We start from the raw sequence: 14,820 nt of genomic DNA on the forward strand, positions 1-14,820 counted from the left end.
TTTTCAGATCGTTAACGGCTGGCGGCCTGCGAGAAAAGCCAGAAGGCGACGGCCGTCATGGCAAACGAACCCAGCAAATTCACCATCACGTTGAGGAGTGCCCAGCTCACCCGCCCCTGCTGCAGGAGAAAGACCACTTCCGCCGAGAAGGTGGAGAAGGTGGTCAACCCGCCGCAGAACCCGGTGGTGATCAGGAGCTTCCACATCGGGTCAATATCCGTCAGACGGTTAAACCACGCCAGCCCGGCACCAATCACAAAGGCGCCTACCAGGTTGGCCGTCAATGTCCCAATCGGGATAGCATGATGCACAGGGTTGAGCTTCATGCCGAGCCACCAGCGCAATACGCTGCCGGTGCCACCGCCAATAAAAACGGCGCAAAGAAGTTGAAACACGGTTGTTTCCTGCTATTTGATATAAGAGAACCTCAAGTGTAGCGCGCGACGGGCGCGATTGGCTATTCATAACCTGACCGGAGAAAAACATGCGGGTAGCGGCAGGACAATTTGCCGTCACGCCAGTATGGCGGACGAATGCGCAGACCTGTGTGACGATGATGCAACAGGCTGCGCGTGAAGGGGCGGCGCTGCTGGTGCTGCCAGAGGCGTTACTGGCGCGAGATGACAACGACCCGGATATGTCAGTGAAATCGGCTCAGCCGCTGGATGGGGCGTTTTTGCAGCTGCTGCTGGCTGAGAGCGGGCGTAACCGTTTGACCACGGTCCTGACGCTGCATGTGCCGTCGGCAGAAGGCCGTGCGACCAATACGCTGGTGGTCTTGCGGGATGGCGAAGTAATAGCCCATTATCACAAACTGCATTTATACGACGCCTTCGCAATGCAGGAGTCGCGGCGGGTGGATCCTGGCCAGCAGATCCCGCCGGTAATTGAAGTGGCGGGGTTACGCGTTGGCCTGATGACCTGCTACGATCTTCGCTTTCCGGAACTGGCCCTATCGCTGGCGCTGAACGGAGCTGAGCTGCTGGTACTGCCCACCGCATGGGTGAGAGGGCCACAGAAAGAGCACCACTGGGCGACGCTGTTGGCGGCGCGCGCGCTCGATACGACCTGCTATATCGTGGCGGCAGGCGAATGCGGGACGCGGAATATTGGTCAGAGCCGCATTGTAGACCCGCTGGGAACGACGCTGGCGGGGGCCGGGAGCGAACCGCAGCTGATCTTTGCCGATGTCTCCGCAGAGCACCTTGCGCGGGTTCGCGAGCGTTTGCCGGTACTGCAGAACCGACGATTTGCGCCACCGCAATTATTGTGATGTTTTTTTAAACAGGGCTTGATTCACCTTGTTACAGATTGCTATTGTGTCCGCGCGTCAAATACCCGTATTGTTTATCCTAATAATTCGCTGTGCACGTCAGGACGGACACCCCTGCGCTAACTCCTTCAGGGGGAAGGCTCTGGGCCGAATCACGCAGCCCACGCACAGGTGGATTACAATATGACGGATAAATGCGTGTATGATGGCGTATTCGCAGCTTGTATAGAGAAGAAGGTTAGCTATGGGTGAGATTAGTATTACCAAACTGCTGGTAGTCGCAGCACTGATTATCTTAGTGTTTGGTACCAAGAAATTACGTACGCTGGGCGGCGACCTGGGTTCGGCTATCAAGGGCTTTAAAAAGGCCATGAACGAGGATGACGATAGCGCGAAGAAAGCCACCGTGGAAGAAGAAGCGCCGGCGCAGAAGATCTCTCATAAAGAGTAATTGATCCGATGCGTCCCCCCGGAGGGATGCTGGCGGAACGGCGAAGAGGCCGCGACGAATATCGTTGCGGCCTTTGTCGTTTTTGGCGATGCCGCGCAGAAAAGATGCAACGAACTGTTACGAAAACGCGAAGCAGAGGAAGCAGAGGAAGCGGAGAGGGGCCGCTGCGGCGAAAAGGCGCGCAGCGGCAAAAGCGGCAGTTACTTCACTTCCATTCCTTTAGCCTGCAGGTCGGCATGATAGGAAGAGCGAACGAAGGGACCGCAGGCGGCGTGGGTGAAGCCCATCGCCATCGCTTCCGCTTTCATCTCTTCGAACTCTTCCGGGCTGACGTAGCGCTGTACTGGCAGGTGGTGACGGCTCGGCTGCAGATACTGGCCTAACGTCAGCATGGTGACGCCATGGCGGCGCAGGTCGCGCATCACTTCAATGATCTCGTCGTTGGTTTCGCCCAGACCGACCATCAGGCCAGATTTCGTCGGGATCTCCGGATGCGCTTCTTTAAAACGCTCCAGCAGCTTCAGCGACCAGTTGTAATCCGCGCCCGGACGCACCTGACGATAGAGACGAGGTACGTTTTCGAGGTTATGGTTGAAGACATCCGGCGGGGTTACCGTCAGAATATCAAGCGCGCGATCCATGCGGCCGCGGAAATCCGGAACCAGCGTTTCGATCTTAATCGACGGGTTTTTCTCGCGAATGGCGCTGATGCAGTCGGCAAAATGCTGTGCGCCGCCATCACGCAGGTCGTCACGGTCCACTGAAGTGACCACGACGTAGCGCAGACCCATATCAGCGATGGTTTGCGCCAGCTTCTGTGGTTCGTTCGCATCTGGTGCAACCGGGCGCCCGTGCGCGACATCGCAGAACGGGCAGCGACGAGTACAGATCGCGCCGAGGATCATAAAGGTCGCGGTACCGTGGTTGAAGCATTCTGCAAGGTTCGGGCAGGAGGCTTCTTCACACACGGAGTGCAGGCCGTTCTTACGCATCGCTGCTTTGATACCCTGGATACGGGACGAATCTGCCGGAAGTTTGATTTTCATCCATTCCGGTTTTCTGAGCAGAGCTTCACGCTCAGTTGCCACGTTTTTCACCGGGATAAGGGCCATTTTATCGGCGTCGCGGTACTTAACACCGCGTTCCATCACAATGGGTTTACTCATAGCGTGCGTGTTCCAGTTGCGAGTCACGAAGGAAAGCGAATTAATTCAATAAAATGTTGCAATTATCAACTATTTTTGAATCAAGAGCAGGCAGTATACCATTGAAAAGGGGCAGAAAGCAGCCTGCCTGCCTCGCAAATTGTAAAATAGTTGTTGTTTTATCCTTTTCCTTTCCGTGCGCTACGCCTTAAACGCCTGGATTACCGTCTCGATAATTTCTTTCAGCAATGGCTCCTTCCCGCTTTGCTTATTGTAGTGCAGCGCAACATTAATTTTTTCGTCCTGCAGGGAGTGAAAATCCAGGGTTTGCAGTGGCCAGAGCCGGGATACCATGGCGAACAGGCGCTCGGTGGTCAGCCCCAGCATGTCGCTCTCGGCGATCATGGCTGCCTGGGTCAGCAGGTTAAAGGTGCTGAATCCGCAGCGTCGTTCGCCCATCTCTTCCTGCAGGCGGCGGTGAAGGGTGGGGTAGCGCTGGCCTTCCGGAAGCAGCAGCGCAAATTCATACTGAGCGAGATGGGCTTCATCCTGTGGGCCGTGCAGCGCAGGGTGCTCAGCACGGCAGTACATCCGTACCCGATCCTGGTACAGCACATGATGGCTTATCGCCTGGCCGCTGTGCAGATGAGTGTCAATTAACAGATCCACCTGGCGCTGGTCGAGCTGCCGCGCGGCGTCGGTGATGGCGATGTTGTGCAACAGGATCTGCGGAAAGGCCGGTTTTAGCGCACTGGCCACGATGGGTATCAGTAGCGCCCCCATGCCTGGCGTGGTGGCGATAGTGATCACCCGCTGCTGGTGGGGGCTACCGGCGATATCCAGCGCACTGAGGAAAGCCTCCATACCCCGGCTGATGTACTGATGAAGATGGGTAGCATACGCGGTGGGCATCACACCTTGCCCCTTGCGGATAAACAGCGGGTCAGGAAAAAGCGCCCGCAGTTTGTTAATCGACTGGCTAATAGCCGATGGCGTGATATTCAGTATCTTAGCGGCGTTGACGATGCCTTTATGGACGTAAACGGCTTCGAAGATGGTTAACAGGTTGAGGTCAATATTGCGCAGGATGCGAAACATCTGGCGGTCATAACGTTCATCCTGTCGTTCAGGGGATTCTGACGGAGACGTATTCTCTGGCACGCGATGAGTCCGGTTGGGAATGATAGGGCAAGTATAGCGGCCCACCGCCTCCCGTACGTGACAATTGATTGCAAAAATAATGTGTTAATCGTTTAGCGCCCCGCTGCCTGCGGGGCGCTGATCTACCGTTTACTGCTGGGGGAGATATTCGTGCGGGGGATGGTTCAGCAGCGCCAGCAGATTGGCGACCAGCCGCGGGGCGACCGTCTCTGGAGTCACCTCTGGCTGCCACTGGCGCATTTGCGTCATCTCCATGCCGGCATAGCCGCAGGGATTGATGCGCAGAAATGGCGCGAGATCCATCGCGATATTGAGCGCCAGACCGTGGAAAGAGCACCCTTTGCGGATCCGCAGTCCCAGTGAGCAGATTTTGCGATCGCCGACGTAGACCCCTGGGGCATCGGCGCGGGGATGCGATTCGATGCCATACTCGGCCAGGGTATTAACGACCGTTTGCTCCAGCAGCGTCACCAGCTCGCGCACACCCAGCTTGCGGCGTTTAAGGTTCAACAGAACATACATTACCTGCTGTCCTGGACCGTGATAGGTCACCTGGCCGCCGCGATCGCTCTGGATCACCGGAATATCGCCGGGCACCAGCACGTGTTCCGCTTTGCCTGCCTGGCCCTGAGTGAAGACCGGGTGATGTTCCACCAGCCAGATCTCGTCGAGGGTGTCTTCATCGCGGGCGTCGGTGAATTCATGCATCGCCTGCGAGATGGGTTCGTATGGTTGCAGGCCAAGCTGCCGGATAAGAATTTTATTGTGCTGCAAAACAACATCTCCGCCGGGAAGAGAGGACTCAGGGCGGGGAGTATATCACAGCAGGGCGGAAGGGGATGAAAGGACCCGGCACGGCGGCCGGGTCGGGGAAAAGGTTACAGCACCATCCGTACGATATCGATATTGCCTAACTCTTCGTACAGCGTTTCCACCTGCTCAATGTGGGTGGCGTTGATGGTGATGGAGACCGAGTGGTAGTTACCTTTGCTGCTCGGTTTTACTGACGGCGAGTAATCACCAGGCGCATGGCGCTGTACCACTTCCACCACCTGATCAACCAGCTCCGGCAACGCCTGTCCCATTACTTTGTAAGTAAAGGGGGTAGGGAATTCCAGCAGTTCGTTAAGTTTGGTTTTCATGTCAGCTCCGGTGTTACGACAAAATAATAACTCCCACCAAGGGCGGGAGTTATCAGGTTACTTGGATAAATAGTATATGGGGATGGAAATCACACTTTCAAGTGTTCGATTTTTAACCAAACCAGTGGTGGAACATTAACTTAATGTAATCAATAATTTTGCCAAAGAAATTCCCTTCCGGGATTTCCTGCAGCACCACCAGCGGGCGCTGATCGATAGTTTTACCATCCAACTGGAAGTTGATGGTGCCGACCACCTGGTTTTTCTGCAGCGGGGCGTGCAGTTCAGTGTTATTCAGCACATAGCTGGCTTTCAGATCTTTCATCCGGCCACGCGGGATGGTCAGGTAGACATCTTTATCCACCCCCAGCGAGGCGCGATCGCTGTCACCGAACCAGGCCGGTTCGGAAGCAAACTCTTTGCCGGCTTTGATCGGGTTGACGGTTTCAAAGAAGCGGAAGCCCCAGGTCAGCAGTTTTTTGCTTTCCGACTCACGACCTTTGAAAGTACGTCCGCCCATCACCGCCGAGATAAGACGCATCTGGCCTTCGGTGGCAGAGGCGACGAGGTTGTAGCCCGCTTTGTCGGTATGACCCGTTTTGATGCCGTCGACGTTCAGGCTGTTATCCCACAGCAGGCCGTTACGGTTCAGCTGGCGGATGCCGTTGAAAGTGAACTCTTTCTCACGATAGATAGAGTACTCGTTCGGCACATCGCGGATCAGCGCCTGGCCAATCAGCGCCATGTCGCGCGCGGAACTGTACTGTCCGTCAGCATCGAGGCCGTGAACGGTCTGGAAATGGGTGTTTTTCAGGCCCAGGGCGTTAACATAGTTGTTCATCAGGCTGACGAAGGCGTCCTGGCTACCGGCAACATAGTCGGCCATGGCCACGCAGGCATCGTTACCCGACTGCAGGTTGATACCCCGGATCAGCTGCGAAACCGGAACCTGCATCCCCGGCTTGAGGAACATCAGAGAAGAGCCTTTGAAAACCGGGTTGCCGGTGGCCCAGGCATCGTTGCCGACAGTGACCAGATCGGACTCTTTGAATTTACCCGCTTTCATCGCCTGACCGATGACATAGCTGGTCATCATTTTGGTCAGACTGGCCGGGTCGCGACGGGAGTCGGCGTTATTTTCCGCCAGCACTTTGCCGGAGTTGTAATCAATAAGCACCCAGGATTCGGCGTCAATCTGCGGGGCGCCTGGGATCATCGTTTTGATATTCAGGTCATCGGCGCGGGCAGCGGAGGAGAGCGCTGCAACGGAGAGCGCCGTGATGAGTAAACGAGCGGTGAAAGAGGTCTTCATGGTCAGAACAACGGCATCCGTGATGGAGTTAAAAAAAGTGCCTTACTATAGCAAATGCTCTGCGGGCCAGCATCCGACATTGCGCATGAGTTTGTTAATGACTTTTACATGCGCAAGGTGAACGGGCTGCCCGCGGCGTTTAGTTGGCGCGAGTAATAAAGGACTGCAGCTGCGCTTCGCTTTGCAGGCGCTGCTGAACGGAGCTGGCCTGCGCCTTATCAGCAAACGGGCCCAGCTGAATACGCCATACCGCGCCGTTTTGCGTGACCCGGCCTGGCACCGAGAACTGCTGGCTCAGGCGCTGCTGATACTGCTGCGCCCGCGCCTGGTCGCTCACTGCGCCAACCTGGACGACAAAATTACCGCTGGCGCTGGAGGTGGCGGTAGAGGAGGCGGCAACGGCGCTGGCGGTCGCGGCAGTGGCCGCTGTCGCCGCTACGCTACCCTGGATGGAGCCTGGCGCGGTGACGGGAGCCGTTTGCGTCGCGACGGCAGCAGCAGGGGCCGCAGTGGCGGCGGTCGTGGCTGCCGGCTCGCTACTCTCCAGCACGCCGCTGTTCAGCGGCGTCGGGGCGCCGAGGAAACCGCCGCTGTTCACCGGCGCGCCGACGCTGTCTTCCGGCTTCAGCGTGCTGTTGCTGATCGGGCGAACGTCGGCAGGCGCAGGCTGGTTCATACCTGTGGCGTCACCGCCGTCCAGATTCGGTCGGGCGGGCAGGGCGTACGTCTGTTTGGCGACGGTGGTGCAGGCCATTCCCGGACCGGAAAGCGAACCGTCAGGCGCAACGATGATGGGGTCGATACGCACCTTGGTGTTGTTCGAGGTGTTCAGACGGTCAGCAGACGCACGGGAGAGCGAGATAACGCGATCGTTACCATACGGGCCGCGATCGTTAATCCGCACGACGATCATGCGGCCGTTAGCGAGGTTGGTGATCCGCGCATAGCTCGGGATTGGCAGCGTGGGGTGCGCCGCGGTCAACTGGGTCGGATCGAAGGTTTCGCCGCTGGCGGTCAGGTTACTGTTAGGTTCCGCGTCATAGATCGCCGCAAAACCAGCCTGCGTAAAGTTGGCCGGATCCTGAACGATTTTATAGCTTTTACCGTCGCGCTCATAATCCTGATTCGCCGTGGCGTTCGGCGTTTCATACTGCGGATCGGCGCCGCTGATCTCAACCGTCGGGCCATTACAGACGGCCGGCTGTGGAGTACTGACCGTTTTTTGTTGCACGTCATCACTCGAACATGCCGCCAGCAGCCCCGCTGCTATGCAGATCCCCAGCCATTGCTTACGCATTGCAAACCCCTTTAAACGCTTTTCGACAACATTTTTCTGTGGGTATGGATCGACATCACGATACCAAACCCGGCCATCAATACGATCAGGGCGGAGCCCCCGTAGCTCACCAGCGGCAACGGTACGCCCACCACCGGTAAAATACCACTCACCATACCAATATTTACGAAGACATAAACGAATAAAATCAACATTAAACCACCGGCCATGACCCGGCCAAAGGTGGTTTGCGCCTGGGCGGCGATCCACAGCCCGCGCATGATCAGCAGAATATAGAGCGCCAGCAGGATCAGCACACCAATCAGCCCCAGCTCTTCGGCCAGCACGGCGAAGATAAAGTCGGTGTGGCGTTCCGGCAGGAACTCCAGCTGCGACTGCGTGCCGTGCAGCCAGCCTTTGCCGCGCAGACCGCCGGAGCCAATGGCAATTTTAGACTGAATAATGTGATAGCCGGCGCCCAGCGGGTCGGTTTCCGGGTCGAGGAGCATCATCACGCGCTGGCGCTGATAGTCATGCATCAGGAAGAACCACAGGATCGGAATAAAGGCGGCGACCAGCACCACGGCGATCCCGATAAGACGCCAGCTTAGACCGGAAAGGAACAGCACAAACAGCCCGGAGAGGGCGATCAGAATCGAGGTGCCGAGGTCGGGCTGCGCTGCCACCAGCAGGGTCGGCAGGAAAATCAGCACCAGCGCAATCGCGGTGTTCTTCAGCGACGGCGGACAGACGTCGCGGTTAATAAAGCGCGCGACCATCAGCGGCACGGCGATTTTCGCTATCTCCGACGGCTGAAAGCGGACGATACCGAGATCCAGCCAGCGCTGCGCCCCTTTGGAGATAGCGCCGAAAGCATCAACGGCCACCAGCAGAATAATACAGAAAATATAAAGATAGGGCGCCCAGCCTTCATAGACCCGCGGTGGGATCTGCGCCATGACGATCATGATCACCACGCCCATGGCGATCTGGCCGATTTTACGTTCCATCATGCCGACGTCCTGACCGCTGGCGCTCCAGATAACCAGCGCGCTGTAGGTCAGTAGCGCCAGCAGGATCAGCAGCATGGTGGGGTCAAGATGGATTTTATCCCACAGCGATTTTTTGTTCGGATTATCCGTCATTATTGATCCTCCCCTGCGGTGACCGCCGGGTTTTCGCTTGGCAGCGTGGTGTTGTTATCGCCCAGCATAATGTGATCAAGGATTTGTCGCATAATGGTGCCGACCGCCGGGCCGGCGCCGCCGTTTTCCAGGATCATCGCCACGGCAACCTGAGGGTTGTTATAAGGCGCAAACGCCGTCATCAGTTTATGGTCGCGCAGACGTTCAGAGATGCGGTGCGCGTTATAGGTTTCGTTGGCCTTCAGGCCGAACACCTGGGCGGTACCGGACTTGGCCGCGATCTTATACGGCGCGCTGGCGAAATATTTGTGCGCGGTGCCGTTGCCGCGGTTGGCCACGCCGAACATGCCGTCTTTGGCGATTTCCCAGTAGCCGGAATGGATGTCGCCCACCGGCGGCTCATGCGGCTGAACCCACGGAACGGGCTTGCCGTCTTCCACGGTGCTTTGCAGCAGGTGCGGCACTTTCACCACCCCGTCGTTAATCAGGATCATCAGCGCCTTGTTCATCTGGATGGGGGTGGCAGTCCAGTACCCCTGACCGATGCCCACCGGAATGGTGTCCCCCTGGTACCAGGGTTTCTTGAAGCGCTTGAGCTTCCATTCGCGGGTTGGCATGTTGCCCGAGCGCTCTTCAGAAAGGTCGATACCGGTGTAGTGGCCGTAGCCAAACTTGCTCATCCACTCAGAGAGGCGATCGATGCCCATGTCATAGGCGACCTGATAGAAATAGGTATCCGCAGACTCCTCCAGCGCTTTGGTGACGTTCAGGTGGCCGTGGCCCCATTTTTTCCAGTCACGATAGCGTTTATCGGAGCCAGGCAGCTGCCACCAGCCTGGGTCGAACAGGCTGGTATTGCGGGTGATCACCCCGGCGCTCAGCGCCGAGACGGCGACGTACGGTTTTACCGTTGACGCCGGCGGGTAGACCCCCTGCGTCGCGCGGTTGACCAGCGGCGTGTTCGGATCGTTGAGCAGGCCGGAGTAATCTTTACTGGAGATGCCGTCGACGAACAGGTTCGGGTCATAGCTTGGCGTAGATACCAGCGCCAGAACGGCGCCGGTACGCGGATCGGTGACCACCACGGCGGCACGGCTACCGGCCAGCAGGGTTTCGATATACTGCTGCAGCTTGAGATCGAGAGTGAGGTAGATATCGCGTCCGGCCTGCGGCGGCACCTCTTTCAGTTGTCGAATGACGCGGCCGCGGTTGTTCACTTCAACCTCTTCGTAGCCGGTCTGACCGTGCAGGACATCCTCATAATAACGCTCAATACCCAGCTTACCGATGTCGTGGGTCGAGGCGTAGTTAGCCAGCTTGCCTTCTTTGTCGAGGCGGTCGACGTCTTTATCGTTAATTTTTGAGACGTAGCCAATGACGTGCGTCAGCGCCGAGTTATAGGGATAATAACGACGCTTGTAGCCTTTGACTTCCACGCCGGGAAAGCGGTACTGGTTGACGGCAAAGCGGGCAACCTGCACTTCACTGAGGTTGACCTTTACCGGAATCGAGGTAAAGCGATGGGAGCGTGCGCGCTCCTTTTTGAAGCCGGCGATATCATCGTCGGTTAAATCGACGACGTCACGCAGCGCATCCAGCGTCTGCTGCACGTTATCGACTTTCTCCGGCATCATCTCCAGCTGATAAATGGTGCGGTTAAGCGCCAGCGGGGTGCCGTTGCGATCGTAAATAATGCCGCGGCTCGGCGGGATCGGTACCAGCTTGATGCGGTTTTCGTTCGAACGCGTCTGATAGTCATTGAAGCGAACGATTTGCACATTGTACAGGTTGGCGACCAGAACGCCGGTAAGCAGCAAAATCCCCAAAAAAGCGACCAGCGCCCGGCGCACGAACAGCGAGGATTCAGCCGTATAGTCGCGGAAAGAATTCTGTAATTTCATTCGCTGCTTAGTCTACCCTGATCATCATTACTCACGGTGGTACGGGTGGTTGGTGGTAATGCTCCACGCCCGATACAGACTCTCGGCCACCAGTACGCGCACCAGCGGGTGAGGTAAGGTGAGGGTGGAGAGCGACCAACTCTGTTCCGCCGCTGCTTTACAGGCTGGAGAGAGGCCTTCCGGGCCGCCTACCAGCAAACTGACGTCGCGCCCGTCCTGTTTCCAGCGTTCCAGTTCGCGCGCCAGCTGCGGCGTATCCCATGGTTTTCCCGGAATATCCAGGGTCACGATACGGTTCTTACCGGCAGCGGCCAACATCATCTCGCCCTCTTTTTCGAGGATGCGCTTGATATCGGCGTTCTTGCCGCGTTTACCGGCGGGGATCTCCACCAGTTCAAACGGCATATCTTTGGGAAAACGGCGCAGATACTCGCTAAAGCCGGTCTGTACCCAGTCCGGCATTTTGGTGCCAACGGCCACCAGCTGCAACTTCACGCATTAACTCCAGAGTTTTTCCAGCTCGTACAGACGACGGCTCTCTTCCTGCATGACGTGAACCATCACGTCGCCGAGGTCGACGACGATCCAGTCGGCGGCGGCTTCCCCTTCAACGCCCAGCGGCAGCATGCCGGCGGCGCGGGATTCCTGAACCACGTGGTCGGCGATGGACATCACGTGACGGGTAGAGGTGCCGGTGCAGATAATCATGCAATCGGTGATGCTGGATTTGCCATGTACATCAATGGCGACGATGTCCTGACCTTTCAGGTCATCAATTTTGTCGATAACAAAATCCTGGAGTGCTTTACCCTGCAAGTGTTCCCCCTGGGTGCATGAAGATTGATAATGATAAAGAGCCTGACAGTATACCTGAACTGATGAAAAAGTCGGGTGAAATGTCTGTCGGCAGGCGTTCGTGGCGGGGTATCATCCCATCCCTCGCCGCGGATTGCATCGCCATTTTTGTAAAACAATTTCTGCAAACATGCTGTGGCGGATGCTGCCCGGCAGCGGAGAATAGCAGCCTGCTGTGGCCTGTCAATGGTCTGGCGGGAATTCTTCTTGCGGCTGCCAGACGGCCTGGCTATTTAATACGCGCAGGGTGGTGAAATCGTCGCGCATATCGAGGAGGCTCCAGGCGCCATGGGCAATCGGGAAATGCCACATCGCCGCCGCGGGCATCTGCAACAGCAGGGCCGTCAGCAGGCTCAGGACGCCCTGATGGCCGACAATCAGCAGGTGGCCAAGATGGCGGCAGTCGGCCAGCGTTGTGGTGAATTCGCTGACGCGGCGGGCAAAATTCTGAAAGCTTTCGCCATTGGTGGGGGCCGCGTGCTGCCAGTCAGCACACCACGCAGCATAGTTTTCCGCATCCTCCCGCTGGAGATCGCGATGATGACGCATCTCCCAGTCGCCGAAAAACATTTCATTGAGCGCGGCATGGCACTCACGCGGGATATGGCGATCGCCAAGCAGCAGATCGGCCGTCCTCGCGGTACGCGCCAGCTCGCTACAGATGACTTTGTCGAAAGGTACTGCCCGCAGCCGTTCGCCGAGCGCTCGCGCCTGGGCGACGCCGCGCGGCGTCAGAGGAGTGGGGGCGTGGCCGCTGTATAACCCGGCAACGTTGGCTTCGGTTTCGCCGTGGCGAACTAACCATAATTTCATGATGATGCTCAGACAGGCGGTGGAGACGTGGCGCTACGATAGCGCTTTTTTAGCATCAGGCCCAGTCCGGGGTCAGCAATAGAGTCCCTGCTCGCGGATGTAGTCCAGCACGGTGGCCGGCAGCATCTCGGCGCAGGATTCCCCGCGCTCGAGGCGCTGGCGGATAATCGTCGCCGAGATATCGAACCACGGCGTTTCCGCCAGGTAGATGGCCCCGGCGGGGCGGTTATGCAGGCGCTCTACGTCGTGGGTTAAGTGACGGTCCAGCCACTGCTGATCCGCGTCGTGCGCCATGGTCAGCGGGTAACCCGGGCGGCGGCAGACGATCAGATGAACGTTATCAAGGATGGTTTCATAGCGGTGCCAGGTGGGGAAGGTGAGCAACGAATCCTGGCCGATGATAAACGCCAGCGGTTTTTCTGACCCCTGCTCCTGCCGCCATGCCTGCAGCGTGTCTGCTGTCCAGGAGGGGGTGTCACGCTGCAACTCGCGTTCGTCGAGCGTGAACAGCGGTTTATCGGCAATCGCCAGCTTAAGCATATGCACACGCTGGGCGCTGGTGGCTTCCGGCTGGGGACGGTGCGGCGGGACGTTGTTAGGCATGATGATGACCTTGCTCAGGCCAATCTGATTCGCCAGGATCTCGACCGGCTTGAGGTGACCATAATGCACCGGATCGAAGGTGCCGCCATAGATTGCCTGTAACTGAGTCATATCAACCATCAATAAAAACGTCCGCCAGGGCTTTGTGGCAGAGCAACAACGAAAGACTTTCCAGTTCGGGCCAGACGTCGTGCCCGTAATCCTGTTTAAAGGTCAGTTCCGCGCGGGTCAGGAGGGTCACCGCCTGGCGCAACTGTTCCCCGCTCAGTCGGGCGAGGGCATCGCTGAGCAGCTGACGGCGGTTTTGCCAGACCCGATGTTTATCAAACAGCGAGCGCAGCGGCGTGTGCGTCGACTGGCGTTTGAGCGTGACCAGCAGCAGCAGCTCCCGCTGTAGCGTACGCAGCAGGATCGCCGGCTCGCAGCCTTCAAGGCGGAGCTGTTGCAGAACATGCAGCACGCGCTTGCTTTTGCCTGCCAGTAGCGCATCGACCCAATGGTAAGGGGTAAAGTGGGCGGCATCGTTTACCGCCTGCTCAACCCGGGGCAGGGTCAGCTTACCGTCCGGCCAGAGCAGCGCCAGACGCTCCAGCGCCTGCGCCAGCGCCAGCAGATTACCTTCGTAACAGTAGCACAGCAGCTGACTGGCCGCGTCGTCGAGCTGCAGCTGATGCTGTTTGGCCCGGGCGGCCAGCCAGCGCGGCAGCTGTGCGTATTCCGGCGTCTGGCAACTGACCTGGACGGCCCGCTGCGCCAGGGCGGTAAGCCACGCGGCATTCTCCTGGGCTTTGGTCAGCTTATTCCCGCGAACTATCAGCAGCAGGTCGTCGTGCAGCAGGCCGATCAGGGTCGCCAGCTGTTCGTTGATCGCCGCGTTAGGGCCGTTTTCCGGCAGGATTAGCAGCAGCGTTTGCCGGCTGGAGAACAGACTCAACGCCTGGCTTAACGCGAAAATCGCCTGCCAGTCGGTGCTGTTATCGATGGTGAAGGTGTGGTGCTCGGTAAAGCCCTGGGCGGCAGCGGCTTCGCGAATGGCGTCCTGGCTTTCCTGCAACAGCAGGGGATCGTTGCCAAGCAGCAGATAGGCCGCGCGCAGCCCTTCAGTGAGCTGCGCGTGGAGCTGTTCCGGGTACAACCGAATCATCATTGACCCAGAGTGGTGGAGACGCGGTTACCCGAGGAAGCCGGTGCCGTGCTGCCGGCGACCGGTTTCTCTTCCTGCTGGGTTGCTTCAACATCTGCAACCTGCACGCTCGGCAGCTTACGAATCAGCTGTTCCGCCGCTTTGTCGTACATTTCCTGGATAATCATATCCTGCTCGGCGTCTTTCGCTAACGCCGCCTGCGGGTTATCGAAGAACGAACGATAGACCTTGGTGGTAATCGGATAGATATCGTGACCCGGGATCAGGACGCTGGCATGAACGGTCATGACCATCTGATATTCCGCGGTACGACCATCCTGGAACACCGAGGCGGTATCTTTCTGAATCGACGAACCATCGAGGCGCAGAGAAGGAACATCTTTACGCAGCGTGCTGGCGTCGATCAGGTCCACGCCATTAAGACGCAGCTGATTACGTACCGCGCGACTTAACGGTCCGTTCGGATCGCTCGACTGAAGAATCATGGTTTTCATGGTGGTGGGCACCTTCGTAGTGCTACGCAGATGCCAGCCACAGCCGGCGGTGACAAGCACCGCCAGGGATAACAACATTGTTACCAGATATCGCACGCTTCCTCC

Annotated in this window: 17 protein-coding genes; 2 read left to right on the forward strand and 15 right to left on the reverse strand. The window is 57.8% G+C overall.

Annotated elements, in window-relative coordinates; all coding sequences use genetic code 11:
- Positions 1–11 precede the first annotated feature (11 nt).
- Complete coding sequence (gene crcB, locus N438_RS05675; RefSeq protein WP_008805628.1) at positions 12–395, reverse strand: fluoride efflux transporter CrcB; 384 nt, start codon at positions 393–395, stop codon at positions 12–14.
- Between the two features lie 89 nt (positions 396–484).
- Here crcB and N438_RS05680 point away from each other — a divergent pair, with 89 nt between their 5' ends.
- Entirely contained in the window at positions 485–1,273 is a 789-nt protein-coding gene (locus N438_RS05680; protein ID WP_008805629.1) for a deaminated glutathione amidase, read from the forward strand.
- Positions 1,274–1,517: 244 nt separating this feature from the next.
- Complete coding sequence (gene tatE / locus N438_RS05685) at positions 1,518–1,724, forward strand: twin-arginine translocase subunit TatE (protein ID WP_008805630.1); 207 nt, start codon at positions 1,518–1,520, stop codon at positions 1,722–1,724.
- A 200-nt stretch (positions 1,725–1,924) separates the two neighbouring features.
- On the opposite strand, the gene lipA is transcribed toward tatE, so the two are convergent.
- The 14 genes from lipA to lptE all read right to left on the reverse strand — a co-directional run bounded on the left by lipA (position 1,925) and on the right by lptE (position 14,811).
- The gene (gene lipA / locus N438_RS05690) at positions 1,925–2,890 is read right to left on the reverse strand and encodes a lipoyl synthase (RefSeq protein ID WP_002894467.1); all 966 of its coding nucleotides are present in this window, start codon (positions 2,888–2,890) and stop codon (positions 1,925–1,927) included.
- A 180-nt stretch (positions 2,891–3,070) separates the two neighbouring features.
- Complete coding sequence (locus N438_RS05695) at positions 3,071–4,030, reverse strand: YbeF family transcriptional regulator (protein WP_012968702.1); 960 nt, start codon at positions 4,028–4,030, stop codon at positions 3,071–3,073.
- A gap of 129 nt (positions 4,031–4,159) precedes the next feature.
- Positions 4,160–4,804 (reverse strand): lipoyl(octanoyl) transferase LipB, encoded by a 645-nt coding sequence (gene lipB, locus N438_RS05700; RefSeq protein WP_012542459.1) that lies wholly within the window; start codon positions 4,802–4,804, stop codon positions 4,160–4,162.
- A gap of 104 nt (positions 4,805–4,908) precedes the next feature.
- A complete protein-coding gene (ybeD, locus tag N438_RS05705; protein ID WP_002894474.1) occupies positions 4,909–5,172 on the reverse strand; it encodes a DUF493 family protein YbeD in 264 nt (87 codons plus the stop codon).
- 112 nt (positions 5,173–5,284) lie between these two features.
- Positions 5,285–6,484 (reverse strand): D-alanyl-D-alanine carboxypeptidase DacA, encoded by a 1,200-nt coding sequence (gene dacA, locus N438_RS05710; RefSeq protein WP_008805633.1) that lies wholly within the window; start codon positions 6,482–6,484, stop codon positions 5,285–5,287.
- A gap of 139 nt (positions 6,485–6,623) precedes the next feature.
- Positions 6,624–7,781 (reverse strand): endolytic peptidoglycan transglycosylase RlpA, encoded by a 1,158-nt coding sequence (gene rlpA, locus N438_RS05715; RefSeq protein ID WP_063106222.1) that lies wholly within the window; start codon positions 7,779–7,781, stop codon positions 6,624–6,626.
- An 11-nt stretch (positions 7,782–7,792) separates the two neighbouring features.
- Positions 7,793–8,905 carry a peptidoglycan glycosyltransferase MrdB gene (gene mrdB, locus N438_RS05720; RefSeq protein ID WP_008805635.1) on the reverse strand — a complete coding sequence of 371 codons (1,113 nt, stop codon included), beginning with the start codon at positions 8,903–8,905 and terminating at the stop codon, positions 7,793–7,795.
- Positions 8,905–10,806 (reverse strand): peptidoglycan DD-transpeptidase MrdA, encoded by a 1,902-nt coding sequence (mrdA, locus tag N438_RS05725; RefSeq protein WP_008805636.1) that lies wholly within the window; start codon positions 10,804–10,806, stop codon positions 8,905–8,907. Before mrdA ends, mrdB begins: the two co-directional genes overlap by 1 nt.
- 27 nt (positions 10,807–10,833) lie before the next feature.
- On the reverse strand, positions 10,834–11,301 hold the full coding sequence (rlmH, locus tag N438_RS05730; protein WP_002894620.1) for a 23S rRNA (pseudouridine(1915)-N(3))-methyltransferase RlmH: 468 nt from the start codon (positions 11,299–11,301) through the stop codon (positions 10,834–10,836).
- 3 nt (positions 11,302–11,304) lie between these two features.
- On the reverse strand, positions 11,305–11,622 hold the full coding sequence (rsfS, locus tag N438_RS05735; protein WP_002894623.1) for a ribosome silencing factor: 318 nt from the start codon (positions 11,620–11,622) through the stop codon (positions 11,305–11,307).
- A 222-nt stretch (positions 11,623–11,844) separates the two neighbouring features.
- Positions 11,845–12,474: an adenosylcobalamin/alpha-ribazole phosphatase gene (locus N438_RS05745; protein ID WP_110200122.1), complete on the reverse strand. Its 630-nt coding sequence runs from the start codon at positions 12,472–12,474 to the stop codon at positions 11,845–11,847.
- Positions 12,475–12,546: 72 nt separating this feature from the next.
- Positions 12,547–13,197 carry a nicotinate-nucleotide adenylyltransferase gene (gene nadD, locus N438_RS05750; RefSeq protein WP_008805638.1) on the reverse strand — a complete coding sequence of 217 codons (651 nt, stop codon included), beginning with the start codon at positions 13,195–13,197 and terminating at the stop codon, positions 12,547–12,549.
- Positions 13,190–14,221, reverse strand: coding sequence for a DNA polymerase III subunit delta (gene holA / locus N438_RS05755; RefSeq protein WP_110200124.1), 1,032 nt, complete (start codon positions 14,219–14,221; stop codon positions 13,190–13,192). The genes nadD and holA overlap by 8 nt, the downstream gene beginning before the upstream one ends.
- A complete protein-coding gene (gene lptE, locus N438_RS05760; protein WP_008805640.1) occupies positions 14,221–14,811 on the reverse strand; it encodes an LPS assembly lipoprotein LptE in 591 nt (196 codons plus the stop codon). Before lptE ends, holA begins: the two co-directional genes overlap by 1 nt.
- Between the last annotated feature and the right edge of the window lie 9 nt (positions 14,812–14,820).

This window comes from Klebsiella sp. GL120222-02 (genome assembly GCF_003097195.1).
Lineage (GTDB): Bacteria > Pseudomonadota > Gammaproteobacteria > Enterobacterales > Enterobacteriaceae > Klebsiella > Klebsiella variicola.

Coding starts and splice junctions, on each gene's coding strand:
- N438_RS05680 (WP_008805629.1), top strand. CDS start 485: ATGCGGGTAGCGGCAGGACAATTTGCCGTCACGCCAGTATGGCGGACG.
- tatE (WP_008805630.1), top strand. CDS start 1,518: ATGGGTGAGATTAGTATTACCAAACTGCTGGTAGTCGCAGCACTGATT.
- lipA (WP_002894467.1), bottom strand. CDS start 2,890: ATGAGTAAACCCATTGTGATGGAACGCGGTGTTAAGTACCGCGACGCC.
- ybeD (WP_002894474.1), bottom strand. CDS start 5,172: ATGAAAACCAAACTTAACGAACTGCTGGAATTCCCTACCCCCTTTACT.
- dacA (WP_008805633.1), bottom strand. CDS start 6,484: ATGAAGACCTCTTTCACCGCTCGTTTACTCATCACGGCGCTCTCCGTT.
- rlpA (WP_063106222.1), bottom strand. CDS start 7,781: ATGCGTAAGCAATGGCTGGGGATCTGCATAGCAGCGGGGCTGCTGGCG.
- mrdB (WP_008805635.1), bottom strand. CDS start 8,905: ATGACGGATAATCCGAACAAAAAATCGCTGTGGGATAAAATCCATCTT.
- mrdA (WP_008805636.1), bottom strand. CDS start 10,806: ATGAAATTACAGAATTCTTTCCGCGACTATACGGCTGAATCCTCGCTG.
- N438_RS05745 (WP_110200122.1), bottom strand. CDS start 12,474: ATGAAATTATGGTTAGTTCGCCACGGCGAAACCGAAGCCAACGTTGCC.
- nadD (WP_008805638.1), bottom strand. CDS start 13,197: ATGGTTGATATGACTCAGTTACAGGCAATCTATGGCGGCACCTTCGAT.
- holA (WP_110200124.1), bottom strand. CDS start 14,221: ATGATTCGGTTGTACCCGGAACAGCTCCACGCGCAGCTCACTGAAGGG.